Below are 19,903 nucleotides of genomic sequence, written 5' to 3'. Positions count from 1 at the left end.
TGAATATTATGGATGAAAAATTACTTAAAGACGTTAAATTGAATGAGCATTTTACCGCTTTTACGATTTTGAAGGAATTAGATCAAAGAGTTACGCAACAAGGAAAGCCATATATTGCTGTCACGTTAGCTGATCAGACTGGTGAAATTTCAGGTATGAAGTGGGAAGTTACCGCTGAGGAGCTGGCTGACTTAAAAGCAGGTCAAGTTGTCGCGGTGTCGGCAATTCGCCAAGAGTACAAGGATAAACCGCAATTAAAAATCCTTAGTATTCGTAAGACTACGGAGACTGAACCGCACGATCCAGCTGATTTTATTCAAGCTGCACCATTGAAAAAAGCTGAAATGACTGCTGAAGTGACAGAATTGGTCTTCAAAATTGTAAATCCAACTTGGAATCGGATTGTTCGGTATCTTTTAAAAGAGTATCAAGAGGAATTTTATAAGTACCCGGCAGCTAAGAGTAATCATCATGCCTTTACGGGTGGACTAGCCTTTCATAGTCTGTCGATTGCTCATTTAGCGCAGGCAGTTGCTAAACAATATGAAGACCTTGATGAGTCGCTACTTTATGCCGGTGCACTCTTACATGATTTGGGTAAGGTGATTGAGCTGTCTGGTCCGGTCGCAACTAAATATACGACTGCAGGTAACCTTTTAGGCCACATCGCAATTATTGATGAACAAATTGTTTTAGCTGCGCATGAGCTTAAAATCGACTTATTTAGTGAGGATATGATTTTACTAAGGCATGTCGTTTTGGCACATCATGGCCAATTAGATTGGGGTTCACCAGTTAGGCCAATGGTCAAAGAGGCACAGGTTTTGCATCTGCTCGATGAATTAGATGCAAATATGCAAAGTTTTGACAAGGCGTTAGCCGATACACAGCCTGGTGAGTTTTCACAACGCATTTTTGCCTTGGATGGGCGCATGGTCTATCACCCAGAATCAGGTAGTGCTAATTAATCAATTAGGATTAGTTTTATTAGAAGGTGACGATTATGAAAAAATCTTACAGGTAAAACGCTTGCAATTTGAAAAGAATTTACCTAAAATATTATAGGTTAATAGTTTATAGCGTGATTTTTGAAATTTTGTTTTTGTGGGAGATAATTATGGATTACTTGATTGGCGTTGATTTGGGAACAACATCAACGAAAGCAGTATTGTTTGATACAGCTGGTAATGTCATTGCAAGCTCAAATAAGGGATATAATTTGTATCGAGATGAGCCAGATATGGCTGAAGAAGATATTAATGAAATTTTTGAAGCCTTTATGGATGCAATGACGGAAGTAACCCGCGCTGCTAAGGCAGGTACGGTTCTGGCTGTTTCTTTCAGTTCAGCAATGCATTCACTGATTGCCTTTGATGAAGACTGGCATCCATTGACCCGGGTGATTACCTGGGCTGACAGTCGCGCAGTTAAGTACACCGAAGAACTTAAGGCAACTGGTCTTGGTAATGAACTTTATGCCAAGACTGGTACACCAATTCACCCGATGGCGCCTTTGTCAAAGCTACTTTGGTTAAAAGGTGATAAGCCAGATATTTATAAAAAAGCAAAGCACTATTTAGGAATTAAGGAATATTTGTTCCACCGTTTGTTTGGCGCAAATAAAATGGATTACTCAATTGCTTCAGGTACTGGCTTGTTTAATATCTTTAATCTAGCTTGGGATGAGCAAGCCCTTGAATTGACAGGCATTAAGGCGGAACAATTGCCAACACCAGTTGAACCCTATGAGATTGAGCGGGGGATGGACAAGGTTTACGCTAAAGTGATGGGCTTACCAGTTGAGACGCCATTCGTTTACGGTGCCGGCGATGGACCATTGTCAAACTTAGGGGTTAATGCAATTCAACCAGGAGTTGCAGCAATCACAATTGGAACTTCAGGTGCGATTCGGGTTGTGACCGACAGACCAAGAATTGATCCAAAGGCGCGAACATTTACTTATGCCTTAGACCGCGATCACTGGGTCGTTGGTGGACCTGTCAACAATGGTGGTGATGTTTTCCGTTGGGCTCGCGATAAAATGTTTGATGCAGAGTCATCAACTGCAGCTTTATTGGGAATTGACACTTATGATTTGTTGACAGACATTGCATCTAAAATTCCGGCTGGGTCAGATGGTTTACTTTTCCATCCATATCTTGGCGGAGAGCGTGCTCCAATTTGGGATGCAAATGCCCGTGGTTCTTTCTTTGGTTTGAATCATGGTCATACTCGGGCCCACATGGCCCGGGCCGTCTTGGAAGGAATTGTCTTCAATATTTACATGGTGTCACTAGCGCTTGAAGAAGTTGTTGGTGATCTTAAGTCAATTCAAGGAACCGGTGGCTTTGCTCGCTCACCTTTGTGGCGCCAGATGATGGCGGATATTTTTGAGCAACCTGTAACAGTACCAATGGCCTTTGAATCAGGGGCTTTGGCAGCTACAGTAATGGCGCAAAAAGCTTTGGGGATGATTGATAGCTTAGATGTAATTGGTGGAATGATTGGTGATTCAAATACTTATGAGCCAAATCCTGAAAATTATGAAGCTTATCGTGAATTAGCACCAATCTTTATTCGGTTGTCACGTCAATTGCAGACTGAGTACAAGAATATTGCTGATTTCCAACGGAAGCATAGCCATAAAGACTAATTTAGCGGATAGTTTTTTGATTGAACTGAATTAATATTTTATTATTTCAATTTTATTATTTTTTTAAAATTTGTTAATGTCATTTAATTTTAAATGTATTGACAATGCTTGGAACTAGTAGTAGTTTTAGCAGGTGGTCAAATTAGCTTTTGACCACGATGCAATTTTTATCTTATTTGTAGATTGTTTTTGAAAAGGAGTTTGTGTATGTTTACGCTTTTGTCTGGATTTACTGTAAATCCAACAACCGGACTCTTTCAATGGATGATGAGTGATGTGAATGTATGGCCATTTTTGATTTTGATTATCGGAATTGCCTTACTACTATTCTTCATTTTGAAGTTGAAAGTTAATACTTTTGTTTCATTGATTATTATCTCAATCTTGGTCGCCTTGGCTTTGGGTATGAACCCAGCCGGTATCGGTGATGCCCTTAAAACAGGTATTGGTGGTACGATGGGTGAGCTAATCATTGTCTTCGGTATGGGATCAATGATTGGTCGTTTGGTTTCTGATGCTGGTGGTTCTTATCGTATCGCTTCAACCTTGATTAGTCGTTTTGGTAAGAAGCGTTTGCAGTGGGCCGTTGCCGGTGCATCATTTATCATCGGAATTTCACTATTGTTTGAAGTTGGTTTGGTTGTTTTGATTCCAATCGTCTTTACGATTGCCCTTGAAGCAGAAGTGCCACTACTTTATCTTGGTATTCCAATGGCAGCGGCTTTGTCTGCTGCACAAGGTTTCTTGCCACCACAGCCATCACCAACAGCCGTTACAAATATGTTAGGGGCTAACATTGGAGTTGTGTTGATGTATGGTATTATCGTTGCCATTGTAGCGATGTTAGTTGCTGGTCCAGTGTTCACTCGTTGGGCACGTAAGATGGAGCCAGGTGCTTTCAAGATTACCAAGACACTTGATGCCTTTGGTGAAGTAAAGACTTTCAAGTTGGAGGACACACCAAGTTTTGGTCTTTCAATTTTGACATCATTGATGCCAGTTATCTTACTTTTGCTTTCAACAATTTTCACAATGACCGCTAATGGTGGTAAGCAAGTTTATGGTGGTACGATTGGTGATGCAGCTTGGAAGCTTTTGACACCAGCTGCTCAAAAGGGTTACCTACTTCACCCATCTGGTTTTGCACACTTCGTTTCCTTCATTGGTAACCCAGTGATTGCCATGGTCATTGCAATGGCCTTTGCAATCTGGTCAATGGGACCAAAGCAAAACCGCACAATGGGTCAAGTTGGTAAGTCAATGTCTGATGCCTTGAAGTCAATTGCCAATCTTTTGATGGTTATTGCTGGTGGTGCAGCCTTTAAGGGTGTACTAACTGCTGGTGGTATCTCAGTCGCAATCGCAACTGCCTTTGCACACACTCACATGTCACCAATCATCTTTGCTTGGTTGATTGCGGTAATTATCCGTGTATCTGTTGGTTCAGCAACCGTGGCTGGTTTGACAGCTGCTGGTATCGTTGCACCTTTGGTCGCAAGTGCTACTGTGAACCCAGCCTTTGTGGTTTTGGCAATTGGTGCCGGTTCATTAGCCGCTTCTCACGTGAATGATGCTGGTTTCTGGATGTTTAAGGAATTCTTTGATTTGGATGTTACCCAAACACTGAAAATTTGGACAGTCTTAGAAACAATTATCTCGGTGGTCGGTTTGTTAGTCGTGCTACTTTTGAGTGTAGTATTTAAGTAAAAAATATTTTAGTATTGGCTTCAGCTTGAGGCCAATACTTTTTTTGTCTAACTAAGAAAAGCCGGGTAATGCTCTTTTTTTGTTCATATAAGTCTGCTATTCTGGATTAAGTTATTCTTTAGGAGGTGGGTACATGGCTAGTAATGTGATTTTACGAACGGTTGAGTTAATTGTACTTTTAAATATTATTGCAGCTGTGATCACCGTTTTCAGAGAAAAAAGAGACATTTCATCAATCTGGGCCTGGCTATTAGTTTTAATCTTCTTTCCAGTGGTCGGCTTTATGATTTATTTTATTTTGGGGCGTAAATTATCTAATAAACATATTTTTAATCTACAGGCGCAAGAGGCCATGGGAATTGATAGAATTGCTGAACATCAAGCTGCCTTATTAAGTGCCAATGATGGCCGCAGTGAGGCGGAGGCTTTTATCCGACTTTTTTTAAAAAATGATGAAGCAATCTTTACGCAGGCAAATGCTGTCAAAATTTTTGATGATGGCTATGAAAAATTTACGGCGCTTCTGTTTGATATTGCAAATGCCAAGCATCATATAAATGTTGAGTATTTTACAATTTACGATGATGAAATTGGTAATCAAATTATTAATGCGCTAACGCAAAGTGCGGCCAGAGGAGTACGCGTGCGGGTAATTTATGATATGTGGGGCTCACATGGGCGCCACAAACGGCTCTTTAAACCACTAAAGGATGCCGGTGGTCAGGTTGAAGCATTTTTAATGCCTTGGTGGCAGCCGTTTACCTTCCGAATTAACAATCGAATGCATCGAAAGTTAGTAATTATCGATGGTAATATTGGTTATGTCGGCGGTTTTAATATTGGTGATCAATATGTGGGCAAATTTAAGAAGTTTGGCTATTGGCGCGATACTCATTTGCGAATTGCTGGTGATGCTGTTTTGGCAATGCAGAGTCGTTTTTTTCTAGACTGGAATGCAACAACACGTAAAGCAAAAATTGATTTTGCGGATGAATATTTCCCTTCACCTGTAGTGCAAGGCAATGTTGCAATGCAAATTGTTTCATCTGGTCCGGATAGTGAAGTTAAGCAAATTTATCAAGGTTATTTACAATTATTTGCCCGAGCTAAAGAATCAATTACAATCCAAACGCCTTACTTTATTCCTAAGCAAGCAATGTTAGAGTTGTTGCAATTAGCAGCTATGGCAGGTGTTAAAGTCCGATTAATGATTCCTAATCGACCGGATCATGTTTTCGTTTATCGAGCTACGCAGTATTTTGCCCGTGAGTTAATGTTAGCGGGTGGGGAAGTTTACACCTATGAAGGCGGCTTCTTGCATGCTAAAGTAGTTGTAGTTGATGGTAAATTTGCCTCGGTTGGTACGGCAAATATGGATATTCGGTCTTTTGATTTGAATTTTGAAGTTAATGCTTTTATGTATGATCAAACAATTGCACAGGACTTAGAAGCGCAATTTGAAAATGATTTAAAGCAAGCAAAGCGGGTAACTGAGGCAACCTATGCGGCACAGTCACACTGGTTAACCTTTAAACAGATGTTTTCACGCTTGCTTGCTCCAATTCTTTAAGTAAATAAAAAAGAGAAAAGTCAGGTAAGAGTTTTTGGCAACAATGGAGTTAGTTGAGGGAGTATATTTACATGTGCTACCAAATCAAGGTTTTGCAACTACGCATATTCAGGTGAATTTTACGCAAAATTTAACTGCAAATATGGTTGGTCCACGTGTCTTGGCAAGTAATATGGTTGAGACAGTTTCAGCAGAATTACCATCGCAAAAGTTGATGGCACAGGCCCAGAGTAAATTATATGGGGCTGATTTTAATGTTGACGTGATGAAAACAGGACAATTGCATACGGTACGGGCAAGCTTGGTCTTAGCTGATAACGAGTATTTACCAGCCGGGGAGAACACGTTACAAGCCGGCTTAGCCTTCTTAAAGTCATCTTTGTTATATCCTTTGATTGATGGTGACCGTGGCTTTCATTTAACTGTTTTTGAGCGTCAAAAGGCGATTACGTTAGACGAACTAGCCGGCCTCAAAGAAGATCGACAATATTTAGCGTTACGTCAAGCGCTGCAAGTGTATTTTGTATCCAAAGATCAGGCGCTACCAGCATTTGGTTCAGAGGAGTTGCTGGTTGAAACTAACCGACTGGTAGCATATCAGGCATGGCAAGCAATGCTAGCTAATGATCGCGTTGATATTGTGGTCTTTGGTCAAGTTGATGCTGAGATGATTCGCACTGCATTTATGAGCTGGCATTGGGCAGCTCGACAACCTAAACTAAGCTTGAATTATCAACAACCTTTATTGGAGCAAGTTAAAGCGTTGCGGGTTCAATCTGACGTCAATCAAGCCCACTTAGTGTTAATCTATCAATTAAAGGTGAGTGCTAATGAGCGTTTCGCGGCTTATGTCTTCAATATGCTTTTGGGGGGGCACGCAGTCTCACGGTTATTTATGAATGTTCGTGAGAGTGCAGGCCTGGCTTATGCAATTTCATCTGATTATAATCTCTTTACTGGGGTTCTTTTGGTTGAAGCGGGGGTTGAACGCAGTAATCTTGCTGAAACGCGCCAGCGAATCGAAGCCGAATTAGCGCGCCTACAAACAGAACTAGTCAGTCCTGACGAATTAGCAACGATTAAGCAATTAATGAATGTTGATTTCTTATTAGCCTTAGATCAACCAGCCCGAATTGTTGACCGAGAGTTGACCCAAGCATTAACAAACCAGCATACAAGCATTGCTGAATGGCAGGACAACTTAAAAGCCGTTACGGCTGAAGATGTCATGCAAGTAGCTTTACGTGCACAGCTTCAATTAGACTATGCTTTGCAGGGAGGTGAAGCTTAATGCAAGGAGAAATGCCGGAATATCATGAAGAATTACCAAACGGTAGTCGGCTGCATTTATTACCACGGCAGAATTATCATCAAGTTGTTGCGATGCTATCAGTTGACTTTGGTGCCCGTGACCAAGATATCGTTATCAATGGTCAAACAACTCATTTTCATGCAGGCTTAGCGCACTTTATTGAACATAAAATTTTTGATCAACCAACTTATGATGCCTTTACTAAGCTTAGTGAGTTAGGTGCTAGTGCTAATGCTTTTACAACGCAAACCCGGACTAGTTACTTTTTATCGACTGCAAGCCATGGTAAGGATGCAATTAAGGAATTGTTGACCTTCACTCAAGAACCATATTTTGAAGCGAGCTCGGTTGCCCGTGAAGCCGAAATTATTAGTCAAGAGATTGATATGTATGACGATGATGTAAATGCACGCCTATATCGCTTGATTTTGCAGCAACTTTACCAAGGTGATGGTTTAGCGGATGATATTGCAGGGACTGTTCAGTCAGTCCATGCAATTACAGTTGAGGAACTATTAAGTGCTTATCAAGCAGCCTATCAACCGGCTAATATTGATATAGTAATTACTGGTAAGTTTGATTTAACGGCGATGCGAGCTTTGGTATTAGCAAGTCCTTTAGGCCAAAAAAAAGCTGGGCAACAACCAAATTATTTAGCACATCAATTACAGCCAGTTAATCCAGAAATTTTAGAAGTTGAAATGTCGGTGGTTCGTAATAAGGTTGCTTTTGGTCAGCGTTGGTATGAAGGAATTGAATTACCCGTTGGTAAAGATGCTTTACGTCAGGCAATTGCAATTAGTTTGGCGATTGATTTAGTCTTTTCGGAACATTCAGACCAATATATGGCTTGGTATGATGATGGATTAATTGATGATAGTTTTGCTGCAGAGTTTGATTGGGAGCGAGGAGCTGCCTATTTAACAATTGCTGCTGAAACAGCTGAGCCGGAACAATTACATTTAGCAATTAGACAGGTTTTGACAAGTTTGCCAGAGCATTTTGCACAGTTAAAGGAACAGTTCGTGTACGTTCATCGGGATGCTGTTGGTCATTTAATTGCTAAGTTTGACCAGTTAGAAGACATTGCAACCCGGTTTGAAGGGCCAACTTTTGGTAATGCAACCGTTCAAGATGAATTGGCCGTTTTGCAGGCCCTTGATTTTGATACAGTTGAGAAAATTATAAAGAATGTACCAGTAAGTGAAATTGCTACTGTATTTGTGCGACCAAAAATGTAATAATATGGTAAAATAACAGATAATTTCAAAAAGATAAGGGTGAGTTTAGTGATGGAAAATCAAAATGGTGCGATTGGTGAAGAACTAAAAGCAGCGCGTCTCGAAAGAAATTTGTCGCTTGATGATATTCAGCAACAAACGAAGATTCAAAAGCGGTATTTAGCCGCAATCGAAGCCGGGAACTTTGATCAACTACCTGGGACTTTTTATGAGCGCGCCTTTGTACGTCAGTACGCTGCCGTTGTTGGGCTAGATCCTGCTGCGCTTTTAGAAAAATATGATTTAGATACAAAAGAAGTTGAACCAGATTTGAGTGCTGCCCGGGTGGATGCCGATAACGTTACACGTACTGGTATGCGACTAGAAGAGGATACAGCGGCCGAAAAGACTCGTCAGTTGATGCCAAAAGTTGTGATTGGGGTTATCGTAGTAGTCTTGGTAGCTGCTATCTGGTGGGCTGTTGCTGCTTATGCTGGTAATTCAAAGCAAGAAGCAAGTTCGTCAAGTGTGGCAGTTTCATCGGCTAAGGTTGAGTCATCAGCCGCAAGTAGTAAAGCTGCTGAAAAGAAAGCGGCAAGTTCAACTAGTAAGGCTGACGAAAAAAAGCTAACCATAGATAAAGCACAAGTTACTGGACGTACGTCAACAATTACAGTAACACCAGCGGATAAGACTGCAACGATTCCGATGACCTTAAAGGCTAAGTCAGCTGCGGCATGGACATCAGTAACTTACGATAATGGGGTGGCTTTGTTTAGCGGTACGCTACAGGTTAATCAACCAGAGGAAGTAACAATTCCAGCAAATGCAACCAATGTGCGGATTCAATTTGGTAATGCTGCACAAACAGATGTAAGTATTGATGGTCAGACTTTGCAAACTGGGTCAACTTCTTCGGTTTGGACCAGTACTTTGAATGTTGTCCGCTAATAAACGGATGGAGATTTTAGGATGAATTTACCTAATAAGTTAACCGTATTTAGAATAATTTTAATTCCAGTTTTTATGTTATTACTGGCCTTACCATTAGGTTGGGGAACCTTGACCTTACTAGGGGCAACAATGCCTTTTAGTCACCTGGTAGCAGCAATTGTTTTTATCGTAGCTGCACTAACAGATTTGGCCGATGGTAAGATTGCACGTAAGTATCATTTAGTTACCAACTTTGGTAAGTTTGCTGATCCATTAGCTGACAAGCTTTTAGTTATGACGGCTTTGATTTTCTTTGTTCAATTTGGTTGGGTTCCAGCTTGGATTGTGTCAATTATTGTTATTCGCGAGTTAGCAATAACTGGTTTACGAACATTGATTGTTGAAAACAATGGTAAGGTACTGGCAGCAGCTATGCCTGGTAAGATTAAGACAACGACGCAGATGGTTGCAATAATTTTCTTCTTACTACATGATGTTATTTTTGCAGTCTTCAATATTCCATTTGCAACAATTATGATTTGGATTGCTCTGATTTTTACGATTTATTCAGGCGTGGATTATTTTTACCAAAATCGTCAAGTATTTAGTGATGGCTTTAAATAGGTAGTTACTAGCATTGATTAGTTATCGGGGCTGGGGTGGTCTTCTGCCCCAGCCCTTTCTTTAACCTTAGCCTTAATAGGTGTGAGTGGGGTTGTGTTGATATAATGGAGGAATTATATGTTAGTTGAACAGGTTGGACGGGCGCTAATTAATGCCAAGCAGACGATTACCAGTGCTGAAAGTTTAACTGCTGGCTTGTTCGTTGCGACATTAGCTGAGGTAAGTGGTATTTCGCAATCTTTGCCAGGGGCCTTTGTAACTTATTCTGCAGCCACAAAGCATCAATTAGTTGGGGTTGATTTGGCCTTGATTGAGCGAGCAGGAGTGGTTTCAGCAGTGGTTGCCCAAGCGATGGCAGAAGGTGCTCGAGAGACCTTACAAACTGATTGGGCGGTTTCTTTTACCGGTGTGGCTGGACCAGAGCGGCTAGAAAATCAACCAGCTGGGACGGTATTTATTGGTATGGTTGGTCCAGCGATTTCACAAGTAAAAGAATATCATTTTATGGGTGATCGACAGTCGATTCGCGAACAAGCAGTTCAGGCTGCGTTTATACTTTTGGCTGCGGCTTTGCCGGAGGATTAAACTTGAATTTTTTGAAAATTAGGGTAAACTAGATAGTTGTTAAGTTAAAACTTAAAAAATAATATACATGAGGATGGAGGCCTTTTATGGCTAGTGGAAAGAATATTAATCCGAATAAAAAAATAGAGGGACGTATCACTGATCCAAAGGAGCGGGCAAAGGCTCTTAATGATGCGCTAAAAGATATTGAAAAGCAATTTGGAAAGGGGTCAGTCATGAAACTGGGCGATTCTAAATTTACCAAGGTTGAGTCAACATCAACTGGTTCGCTAAAATTAGATATTGCGCTTGGAATTGGTGGTTTGCCAAAGGGGCGGATTATTGAAATCTTTGGCCCTGAGTCATCTGGTAAGACGACATTAGCCTTACATGCCGTTGCAGAAATGCAAAAAAATGGTGGAACCGTTGCCTATATTGATGCCGAAAATGCGATGGATGTTGAGTACGCTCGTGCTTTGGGTGTAAACGTTGATGAGCTATTGCTCTCACAACCAGATACTGGTGAACAAGGTTTGGCGATTGCTGATGCTTTGATTACATCTTCAGCCGTTGACATGGTGGTAGTTGACTCAGTGGCTGCTTTGACCCCCAAGGCGGAAATTGATGGAGCAATTGGTGATTCGACAGTCGGACTACAAGCCCGAATGATGTCACAAGCGCTACGTAAGATGTCAGGTGCAATCCTTAAGACTGGTACGACAACGATTTTCATTAATCAGCTTCGTGAAAAAATTGGGGTGATGTTTGGTAATCCAGAAACTACTCCAGGTGGTCGTGCATTACGCTTCTATTCAACAGTTCGTTTGGATGTACGCCGCAAAGGTGGCATTGAACCTGGTAAGAAGGATAAGGGCGAAGATGATAGTATTAAGACAATTGGTAATATTACCAAAGTGAAGGTTGCTAAAAATAAGGTTGCAGCACCTTTCAAGGAAGTCGAACTTGAAATTCTCTTTGGTCACGGTATTTCACGGACTGGTGAAACAATTGATTTAGCTGTGGATAAAGATATCATCAAGAAGTCTGGTTCTTGGTTCTCTTATAATGGTGAAAAGATTGGTCAAGGAAAAGTTAACGTTGTAAAGTTCCTTGAGATGCCTGAACATAAAGATATGTATGATGAGATTTATGAAAAGGTCCGTAATGCTTATATTGATGCGGATGTAGATGGTACTACAGTCGATGATGATACGGCTAATGTTACTGATACAGTGGTTGAATTAGATGAAACTACTGTTGATAATGCTGCTGATTTATCTTTAGATATTGATACAGAAGATTAAAGACCTACTATAATATAGGAAGTTTGTTAAGCTACAAAGCCCATTTAGGGTTTTGCAGCTTTTTTAATGTGTGAACTAACTGATACGTTTTGAATTAATTAATAGTTAGACTGCCTAATAGTAAGCAATGATGGTGCAGTAGTTCACACAGCTAAAAAAAAAGTGTAAAATAGAATAACGAATTTTTTTCCAGGAGGCTCGAATGGATACACCATATGAAATAGAACAAACGCGTCTTGATAATGTATTAGTTAAGATTCAAGATGCCATTGTGGCAAATCAAGCCGATTTGCAAAAAGCAGCAAATAATAAGGCTGATGTTGATGATGGCTGGAAAGATGTCCGCATCAAGGCCGGAACATATAGCTCGCTATTTGAAACCGCAATGGGGGTTCGTCAGCAACAACAGATGCTACAAGAACGTGAATTAGCAGTCAATACAGCTGAACACCAGGCTGATGTGTTACAGCGGTTAAAGCAACGACCATATTTTGCACGAATTGATATTCAGGAACCAGGGGCAGATAAGCCTGAGGCAATTTATATTGGTTTAGCTTCTTTTTCGGATGGCGTTGACAATTTTTTGATTTATGACTGGCGAGCACCAATTTCTTCGGTCTATTATGATGCTAATTTGGGACCGGTTGAATATGAGACTCCTGATGGGGTTCAAAAGGCTGATTTACAATTAAAGCGGCAGTTTCAAATTGAAGATGGAACAATCATTACTTTATTTGACACAAACGAAACAGTTGGTGATCAATTACTATTAAACGCTTTGGCTGGTGAGTCATCGACAAAGATGAAGTCAATCGTTACAACAATTCAAAAAGAACAAAATAAGATTATTCGTAATACAGCGGCTGAATTGCTCTTTGTCCAAGGAGCGGCAGGGTCTGGAAAAACTTCAGCAGTCTTACAACGAGTTGCATTTTTACTTTACCGTTATCGTGGACGTATTAATGCTGGACAAGTTGTAATGTTTTCACCTAATCAACTTTTTAATGACTATATTGACCAAGTTTTGCCTGAATTAGGTGAGCAAAACATGGTTCAAATGACCTATTATCAGTATGCTTCGCGCCGCTTACCTAAGTTACAATTAGAGACGCTACAAGAACGTTTTGAGGCGCAAGCAACAGGTGCGGTAAAGCAAATTATTGATTTAAAAGGGACAAGTCGCTACTTTAAAGCAATGGAAGAGTACGCACAAAGCCTAAATCAAGCTGAGATCCGGGTACGACCAATTAAATTCCGAGGCGAGGAGATTATCAGTAAAGAGCAAGTTGCTGCAATTTATTATTCATTTAATGAAAATTACAATCTAGGTAATCGTCTGCAAGCGACTAAGGAACGCTTATTAAAGATGGTTCAAGGCAGAATTGGAAGTGAGATGCAAAAAACATGGGTGGAGGATACCGTGCAAGCTCTTTCAAAAGAGGAGTATGATTCTTTGCTAGGTGATAACCCACGTGAGTTTAAATCAGATGACCAAGAGTTTAAGACCTTAGCCAAACTAATTGTTACACAAGAATTGGCACCAATTATGCGTGGAATTAGCCGCAATCGCTTTATTAATATTAATAATCAGTTTGTACATTTCTTGCAAACAGTCCCCACATTAATTAATTTGGCTGATTATGGCCTGACTGAGCAAGAATGGACCGAAGGCATCAAGGCCACGGTAAAGATGATGCGTCAAGGCGAATTAGCTTTGGCTGATATGACACCATTCATGTTCCTATTTGATTTAATTAAAGGTAGTCGTGGTGAACGTGATATTCGTTTTGTCTTCATTGATGAGATTCAAGACTATACGCCATTCCAGTTGGCCTTTTTGAAGTTTGCCTTTCCAAGAGCGCGCTTCACAATGTTGGGTGATTTAAATCAAGCAATCTTTACCAAAGAGAATGCCGTTAGTTTACAAAGTGAATTAACTAATCTTTTCGATCCAGCCAAATCAGAATACATTCAATTAACGCAAACCTATCGTTCAACGCAACAAATTACCGATTATTCAAAGGCAATTTTGATTGATGGGGCAAAAATTGATGCTTTTGAACGGACTGGTGATTTGCCAAAGGTACAAATTTTGGCCGATGATGCAACGATGGCACAAGCTGCACTAGCTCAGCTACAAGCTAATATTGCTGAGGGAGAAACGACTGCAATTATTACGAAGACTTTAGCTGAAGCAGAGCTAGTTTATGATTTATTGCGAGATCAAACAGATGTGACGATTATTCGGACTGAAAATCAACGCTTAGTGCCAGGAACTATTATTGTACCGGCTTATTTAGCCAAGGGCTTAGAATTTGATGCGGTTATTATGTGGGATGCTTCGGCACAAAATTATCATGGGGATGATGAACGCCAATTAGTTTATACGATTGCCTCACGGGCTATGCACCAATTAACAGTTCTGGCTAAGCAAACCTTATCTCCCTTACTAGCTGCTGTACCAGCAGAGCTCTATATAGAAGAAAAGTAGTCAAAATTAGGAGTAAATCATGGTAGAGATGGCCTTTAACTATGAGGTAATTGGGCGCGCCATTTGGGGTGATTTAACAAAAAAGGTTGCCCATGACCAATTGACCACAATTAATCAGGAAACGCTAGCACATATAAAGGCTTTTAATGATCAAATATCAATGGATGATGTAATGACCATTTATCAACCATTAGTCCAATACATTCGCTTGCGTTATCAACAATATGAGCGTGCTCTGGTAGAACGGCAGAATTTCTTAGGTGAACCGGTGCTTAAACGTCCTTTTGTGATTGGCGTAGCTGGTTCGGTTGCTGTTGGTAAATCGACCACTGCTCGCTTGTTACAATTAATGTTACAAGCAGAGTTTGGTGAAAAATCGATTGCACTAACTACGACGGATGGTTTTTTACTGCCTAATGCAACCCTCAAAGCCCGTCATCTTTTTGAGCGAAAAGGTTTTCCTGAATCATATGATATGGAAGCCCTATTGACTTTTATGACAAAGCTTAAAGAAGGGGCAGAAGAGTTACGATCACCACGCTATTCACATGAGATTTCAGATGTATTGCCAAATACGTATGACACTTTTAAAGAGCCAAAGATCTTTATTATTGAAGGAATTAATACATTGCAGGCAACACCGAACGCACCAGTCTATGTATCAGATTTCTTTGACTTATCAATTTACGTTGATGCAGCAACGAAGCTAATTGAAGAGTGGTATATTACCCGCTTTAAGGCGCTTTTAGCTCGGACAGCTCAGAGTGGTGATGCGACGAATTTCTTTTGGCCTTGGACTCAGATGCCCTTAAGTCAAGCGGTTGAAATTGCACATAATGTGTGGCAAGACATTAATTTACCTAATCTGGAACAGTATATTCTGCCGACCAGGGAGCGGGCTGATTTAGTGCTGCATAAGGTTTCCGGCCATCAAATTGACCAGGTTTGGTTACGTAAATACTAAAAACGTAACTTATAAAATTATCATAAATATGACAAAAATTCTATTTTAGTCTTTTTTAAGACTATTTTGTGGCGAATATGAAGAAAAAAATTACAAAAAACGCATGTATTAACCAGTTAATGGTTTGAAGATAGATGCCTATAAACAGGCATTCAAGTTGGCTTGAAGGTTAAATGTGACAGTCTTGTAACACTATTTTCGGCGAATTTAGCTCCTTCGTTAAAAACTGTAATCTTTTTGTTATTTAAGGCCGGCCTGAATTGATAAACTATATCTTGTGGTTATGAAAGAAATAACTTAGTTCTTTACAGAATAAGATTTACTAGCAATCGGCTGGTATCGAAGACAAACGATGAGCTGCTGATAAGCAGTCAAAAGGGAGTTAAAAAAACTTATGAATAAGATTAAAGAAACAGCATTAACAGTCGCAGGTTTAGCAACCGTTTTGGCCGCAGGTCAAACCGTTGCCCACGCTGCATCAACATACACTGTTCAAGAAGGTGATACTTTGAGTCAATTGGCTCAAAAGTTTAATTTAACCGTTGAAGACTTGGTTAAGTCAAATAAGATTAGCGATGCAAACTTGCTTTTCGTTGACCAAAAGATTTCTATTCCAACTTCAGCTGTATCAGCTTCAACAACAAATGATTCAGCTGCCGCATCACAAGCTGCTTCATCTGCTGCATCATCAGCCGCTGCTTCATTAGCTGCCGCATCATCAGCTGCAGCTGCATCATCAGCCGCCGCATCATCAGCCGCTGCTTCGTCAGCAGCTGCATCACAAGCTGCCGCATCATCAGCTGCCGCATCACAAGCCGCTGCTGCAACACCAGCTGCTACTACATCGACACCAGATGCACCAGCAGGTTCAGGTTCTGTTTATAGCCAGTTCATCGCTGCTGGTGGAACTAATGCTTTGTGGCAATACATTGTTATGCCTGAATCAGGTGGAAATCCTAATGCTGTTTCACCAAACGGCTATCATGGTTTGGGTCAAACTATGCAAGGCTGGGGTTACGGTAGCGTTGCTACACAAACTCAAGGTTTGGTTAACTATGCCGTATCACGTTACGGTTCAGTTGATGCAGCCGTACAATTCCGCTTGGCTAACGGATGGTGGTAAGAATAAAAGTAATAAGCAAGTAATCAGTTATCTGGTTGCTTGCTTTTTTTGTCTAATTAAATTGTTGATTTTGTATATGTATAAATATGCTATATAGTCCTTTCTTTTCGGGACTTTTAGCGTTTTAAAAAGAATATTTATACTAAAAGCTTGCTTTTTTTGCATAAAGTAATTAGAATAACTTTATTGTTCAAAGCAGTTATTTTATTACCGATTTCTTGGAGGATAGAGTGTATGGATCAACAGAAGAAAAAAATGCAGATGCCATCGGCATATACCATCTTATTTATTATTACAGCCGTTATTGCGGTATTGACTTGGCTTATTCCAGCTGGAAAGTATAAAACTAGTTCAGCTGGACAAATCATACCGGGTACATATACGACGGTTGCTTCGCATGCTCAGGGACTTTGGGACGTCCTAATGGCACCAATTAATGGAATGTTAGGTAATGCCAGCACCGATGGCGCAATTATGATTTCATTATTCATCTTAATTATTGGTGGCTTCTTGGGCGTTGTGAACGCAACTGATTCATTAAATGCTGGTATTGCTTCTTTATTAAAGCGCTATGCTGGTAAGGAAAAATTATTGATTCCCTTGTTAATGGTCTTATTCGGCCTAGGTGGATCAAGTTATGGAATGTCTGAAGAAATCATTCCTTTGTTCGCCTTAATTATTCCAGTGATGATGGCGGTGGGGTATGATGCCATCGTTGGAATCTCAATTGCCCTTGTTGGCTCACAAGTTGGATGTTTAGCTTCGACGGTTAACCCATTTGCAACCGGGGTAGCAAGTCAAACCGTTGGAATCTCTGTTGGTGATGGAATGGGGCTCCGTTTGATTATGTTGGTAGTCTTAATTGCCATTTCAATTTGGTTCACAATGAGCTATGCCAATAAGATTAAGCAAGACCCAACTAAATCACTACTATATAGTCAACGTAAGGCTGATGAAGCCCATTTTGATACTAGTGCGCTAGAAAACTTCAAAGGAATTACTAAGACGCAAAAGAGTGTTAATGTATTATTCTTTACTTCTTTTATCATTATGATTGTGTCTTTGATTCCCTGGGACCAGTTGAATACACACTGGACTTTGTTTGATAACTTAACTAAATGGTTAGTTGGCATTCCTTTCTTAGGTAAGTTCTTAGGAACGGATATGATACCTTTAGGTCAATGGTATTTCGCAGAAATTTCAATGTGGTTCATGCTGATGGCGATTATTGTAGCAATCTTTGCCAAAATGTCTGAAAACAAGTTTATTAATGCCTTTATGAATGGTGCGGCCGAAATGATGGGGGTTGCCCTGGTTGTTGCCGTAGCGCGTGGTGTTCAAGTAATTATGAATGATGGAATGATTACAGGAACCGTTTTGCACTTTGGTGAACAAAGCTTGCATGGGCTACCAGCTGGAATTTTCATTGTTTTGACCTATATCTTCTATATTCCAATGTCATTCTTGATTCCTTCAACTTCAGGCCTAGCTGCCGCAACCATGGGCATTATGGGACCGTTGGGAACCTTTGCGCATGTAGATAAGTCACTAGTTATCACAGCCTACCAATCTGCTTCGGGAATTGTTAATCTAATCTCACCAACTTCTGCCGTGGTTATGGGGGCGCTAACGATTGGCCGGACGAATATTGTTGTTTGGTTTAAATATGTTTGGAAGCTACTATTAATTCTATTTATTGCAACTTGTGTGCTTTTGATAATTGGGACCATGCTTTAAGGAGATAAAAAATGACAAAGTGGATTAATGAAACAGAATTTACTGGCGCAGTTGCGGCAATTAAGCGCTTAGTTGATATTCCATCAGTGATTGATGAAGCAACCATGGGAGCAGGTCAACCATTTGGTAAGCCAATTATTGATGCCCTTGATGAAGCTTTAAGGATTGCGACGGAGCTTGGTTTTACAACTTATCGTGACCCTAAGGGCTACTATGGCTACGCTGAAATTGGTGAAGGGGAACAAATTTTTGGGATTGTTGGCCATCTAGATGTCGTTCCTGGTGGTGATGTTAGTCAGTGGCAATACGGTCCGTTCAATATGCAAGTTGTAGATGACATCATGTTTGGGCGTGGTACCCAAGATGATAAGGGACCAACCATTGCAGCAATGTATGCAGTTAAGGCCTTGGTAGATGCTGGCTTAGATTTTGCAGGACGGATTCGAGTGATTTTTGGTACAGATGAAGAAAATCTTTGGCGTTGTATGGCAGAGTATAATGCCCATGAGAGTGGCATCGACATGGGCTTTGTACCAGATGCTTCCTTCCCACTGACTTACGCTGAAAAAGGGCTGCTTGATTTTGACATTGTTGGTCCTGGTAGCTCCGTTATCAATTTTGTCGCCGGTGGTGCTTATAATGCCGTGCCAGATAGTGCCGAAATTACCTTGCCTAGCGATAAGTTGGCACAAGTTGCTGAGCAGCTTACAAAGCTTGGCTATGAGCATACTATCCTTGATAGTACAATTACAGTTAAGGGTAAGAGTGCGCATGCTAAAGAAGCGCTTGAAGGGGTGAATGCAATCACTCATCTAGGGCAGGCGCTAGCCAGTGTCTATCCTGAACTATCAGTGTTGAAGTTTTTAGCTGCCAATGATTTGGCAATGGAAGACCAGACAACTATTCTAGGTGACATCGAGGATGCTGAATCCGGCATTATGTCACTCAACCTAGGTAAGATTACAATTACACCCGCCGAAACCCGAATTGCAATGAACGTGCGAATCCCAGTGACGGTAGCTAAAGAAACGATTGTTGATCAGCTTAAGGCTTATGTTGCTGATTACGGACTAACCTTTAGTGAGGTTGATTACCTAGATCCGCTCTATGTAGAGCAAGATTCACCCATGGTACAAACCATGTTAGCCGTTTATCAAGAGATTAGTGGTGATACAGAGGCCAAAGCAATGACTTCTGGTGGGGCAACCTTTGCGCGCACGATTAAAAATAGCGTGGCCTTTGGAGCAATGTTCCCTGATACACCAGATTATTTACACCAACCAAATGAGCGTTGGGCAATCAAAGATATGACCAAGGCGATGGAAATTTACGCGGAAGTAATTAATCGCCTCTTTGTAAGCGATAATAAATAAAAAAATTAAGTAAAGATAGTTGGGTTTGTGATTTAAAACCCGGCTATTTTTTTGCTTGCAAATAAAAGCGGACTTAAGACCGCTTTAGCTCATTTGATAGAGAGAAAAAGTAAGTTGATTTTTTAAGAAAGTTAAGCATAATAATATTTTTAATATATGAATACGCTTACAGATGGTAGATTTGTAGAAAGTAAAAAAGAAAGGCAAAAGTTTGTCAACTTATTTGACAAAAATGTTGCTTTTAAGAAATTTGAGGTTTAGAATAACATCTTGTGAATTATAAAAACTATGATTGATAGTTAGCAAGTAGAACAACAGGAGGAAAATA

At 40.4% G+C, this 19,903-nt stretch carries 15 protein-coding genes; all 15 read left to right on the top strand.

What is annotated here, in order from left to right:
* Positions 1–8: 8 nt before the first annotated feature.
* The 15 genes from TT13_RS02905 (at position 9) to TT13_RS02835 (ending at position 19,575) form a co-directional block, all read left to right on the top strand.
* Positions 9–968 (top strand): 3'-5' exoribonuclease YhaM family protein, encoded by a 960-nt coding sequence (locus TT13_RS02905; RefSeq protein ID WP_045476497.1) that lies wholly within the window; start codon positions 9–11, stop codon positions 966–968.
* 149 nt (positions 969–1,117) lie between these two features.
* Positions 1,118–2,653, top strand: a complete 1,536-nt coding sequence (gntK, locus tag TT13_RS02900) for a gluconokinase (protein ID WP_027698597.1) — start codon at positions 1,118–1,120, stop codon at positions 2,651–2,653.
* Between the two features lie 207 nt (positions 2,654–2,860).
* Positions 2,861–4,360 carry a gluconate:H+ symporter gene (locus tag TT13_RS02895; RefSeq protein ID WP_027698596.1) on the top strand — a complete coding sequence of 500 codons (1,500 nt, stop codon included), beginning with the start codon at positions 2,861–2,863 and terminating at the stop codon, positions 4,358–4,360.
* Between the two features lie 133 nt (positions 4,361–4,493).
* Positions 4,494–5,930 (top strand): cardiolipin synthase, encoded by a 1,437-nt coding sequence (gene cls / locus TT13_RS02890; protein ID WP_027698595.1) that lies wholly within the window; start codon positions 4,494–4,496, stop codon positions 5,928–5,930.
* Between the two features lie 43 nt (positions 5,931–5,973).
* Positions 5,974–7,221, top strand: coding sequence for an EF-P 5-aminopentanol modification-associated protein YfmF (gene yfmF, locus TT13_RS02885; protein ID WP_242868510.1), 1,248 nt, complete (start codon positions 5,974–5,976; stop codon positions 7,219–7,221).
* Positions 7,221–8,483 carry an EF-P 5-aminopentanol modification-associated protein YfmH gene (yfmH, locus tag TT13_RS02880; RefSeq protein ID WP_027698593.1) on the top strand — a complete coding sequence of 421 codons (1,263 nt, stop codon included), beginning with the start codon at positions 7,221–7,223 and terminating at the stop codon, positions 8,481–8,483. Before yfmF ends, yfmH begins: the two co-directional genes overlap by 1 nt.
* A gap of 51 nt (positions 8,484–8,534) precedes the next feature.
* Entirely contained in the window at positions 8,535–9,413 is an 879-nt protein-coding gene (locus TT13_RS02875) for a helix-turn-helix domain-containing protein (RefSeq protein WP_045476495.1), read from the top strand.
* Between the two features lie 21 nt (positions 9,414–9,434).
* Complete coding sequence (gene pgsA / locus TT13_RS02870; RefSeq protein ID WP_027698591.1) at positions 9,435–10,019, top strand: CDP-diacylglycerol--glycerol-3-phosphate 3-phosphatidyltransferase; 585 nt, start codon at positions 9,435–9,437, stop codon at positions 10,017–10,019.
* Between the two features lie 117 nt (positions 10,020–10,136).
* Positions 10,137–10,604 carry a nicotinamide-nucleotide amidohydrolase family protein gene (locus TT13_RS02865; RefSeq protein WP_052348519.1) on the top strand — a complete coding sequence of 156 codons (468 nt, stop codon included), beginning with the start codon at positions 10,137–10,139 and terminating at the stop codon, positions 10,602–10,604.
* A gap of 86 nt (positions 10,605–10,690) precedes the next feature.
* Positions 10,691–11,887 (top strand): recombinase RecA, encoded by a 1,197-nt coding sequence (gene recA / locus TT13_RS02860; RefSeq protein ID WP_027698590.1) that lies wholly within the window; start codon positions 10,691–10,693, stop codon positions 11,885–11,887.
* A gap of 202 nt (positions 11,888–12,089) precedes the next feature.
* Complete coding sequence (helD, locus tag TT13_RS02855; RefSeq protein WP_027698589.1) at positions 12,090–14,378, top strand: RNA polymerase recycling motor HelD; 2,289 nt, start codon at positions 12,090–12,092, stop codon at positions 14,376–14,378.
* Between the two features lie 19 nt (positions 14,379–14,397).
* The gene (coaA, locus tag TT13_RS02850; RefSeq protein ID WP_052348518.1) at positions 14,398–15,342 is read left to right on the top strand and encodes a type I pantothenate kinase; all 945 of its coding nucleotides are present in this window, start codon (positions 14,398–14,400) and stop codon (positions 15,340–15,342) included.
* 394 nt (positions 15,343–15,736) lie between these two features.
* The gene (locus TT13_RS02845) at positions 15,737–16,465 is read left to right on the top strand and encodes a LysM peptidoglycan-binding domain-containing protein (RefSeq protein ID WP_027698587.1); all 729 of its coding nucleotides are present in this window, start codon (positions 15,737–15,739) and stop codon (positions 16,463–16,465) included.
* 234 nt (positions 16,466–16,699) lie between these two features.
* A complete protein-coding gene (locus TT13_RS02840; RefSeq protein ID WP_027698586.1) occupies positions 16,700–18,202 on the top strand; it encodes a YfcC family protein in 1,503 nt (500 codons plus the stop codon).
* Between the two features lie 11 nt (positions 18,203–18,213).
* Positions 18,214–19,575: a Sapep family Mn(2+)-dependent dipeptidase gene (locus tag TT13_RS02835; RefSeq protein ID WP_027698585.1), complete on the top strand. Its 1,362-nt coding sequence runs from the start codon at positions 18,214–18,216 to the stop codon at positions 19,573–19,575.
* Positions 19,576–19,903 lie beyond the last annotated feature (328 nt).

Source organism: Weissella oryzae SG25 (genome assembly GCF_000691805.2).
In the GTDB taxonomy this organism is placed as follows: Bacteria; Bacillota; Bacilli; order Lactobacillales; family Lactobacillaceae; genus Weissella; species Weissella oryzae.
This window is presented reverse-complemented; position numbering and strand designations above follow the sequence as displayed.

Excerpts from the sequence above, each read along its gene's own strand:
- TT13_RS02905 (WP_045476497.1), top strand. The coding sequence starts at position 9 with ATGGATGAAAAATTACTTAAAGACGTTAAATTGAATGAGCATTTTACC.
- gntK (WP_027698597.1), top strand. The coding sequence starts at position 1,118 with ATGGATTACTTGATTGGCGTTGATTTGGGAACAACATCAACGAAAGCA.
- TT13_RS02895 (WP_027698596.1), top strand. The coding sequence starts at position 2,861 with ATGTTTACGCTTTTGTCTGGATTTACTGTAAATCCAACAACCGGACTC.
- cls (WP_027698595.1), top strand. The coding sequence starts at position 4,494 with ATGGCTAGTAATGTGATTTTACGAACGGTTGAGTTAATTGTACTTTTA.
- yfmF (WP_242868510.1), top strand. The coding sequence starts at position 5,974 with ATGGAGTTAGTTGAGGGAGTATATTTACATGTGCTACCAAATCAAGGT.
- yfmH (WP_027698593.1), top strand. The coding sequence starts at position 7,221 with ATGCAAGGAGAAATGCCGGAATATCATGAAGAATTACCAAACGGTAGT.
- TT13_RS02875 (WP_045476495.1), top strand. The coding sequence starts at position 8,535 with ATGGAAAATCAAAATGGTGCGATTGGTGAAGAACTAAAAGCAGCGCGT.
- pgsA (WP_027698591.1), top strand. The coding sequence starts at position 9,435 with ATGAATTTACCTAATAAGTTAACCGTATTTAGAATAATTTTAATTCCA.
- TT13_RS02865 (WP_052348519.1), top strand. The coding sequence starts at position 10,137 with ATGTTAGTTGAACAGGTTGGACGGGCGCTAATTAATGCCAAGCAGACG.
- recA (WP_027698590.1), top strand. The coding sequence starts at position 10,691 with ATGGCTAGTGGAAAGAATATTAATCCGAATAAAAAAATAGAGGGACGT.
- helD (WP_027698589.1), top strand. The coding sequence starts at position 12,090 with ATGGATACACCATATGAAATAGAACAAACGCGTCTTGATAATGTATTA.
- coaA (WP_052348518.1), top strand. The coding sequence starts at position 14,398 with ATGGTAGAGATGGCCTTTAACTATGAGGTAATTGGGCGCGCCATTTGG.
- TT13_RS02845 (WP_027698587.1), top strand. The coding sequence starts at position 15,737 with ATGAATAAGATTAAAGAAACAGCATTAACAGTCGCAGGTTTAGCAACC.
- TT13_RS02840 (WP_027698586.1), top strand. The coding sequence starts at position 16,700 with ATGGATCAACAGAAGAAAAAAATGCAGATGCCATCGGCATATACCATC.
- TT13_RS02835 (WP_027698585.1), top strand. The coding sequence starts at position 18,214 with ATGACAAAGTGGATTAATGAAACAGAATTTACTGGCGCAGTTGCGGCA.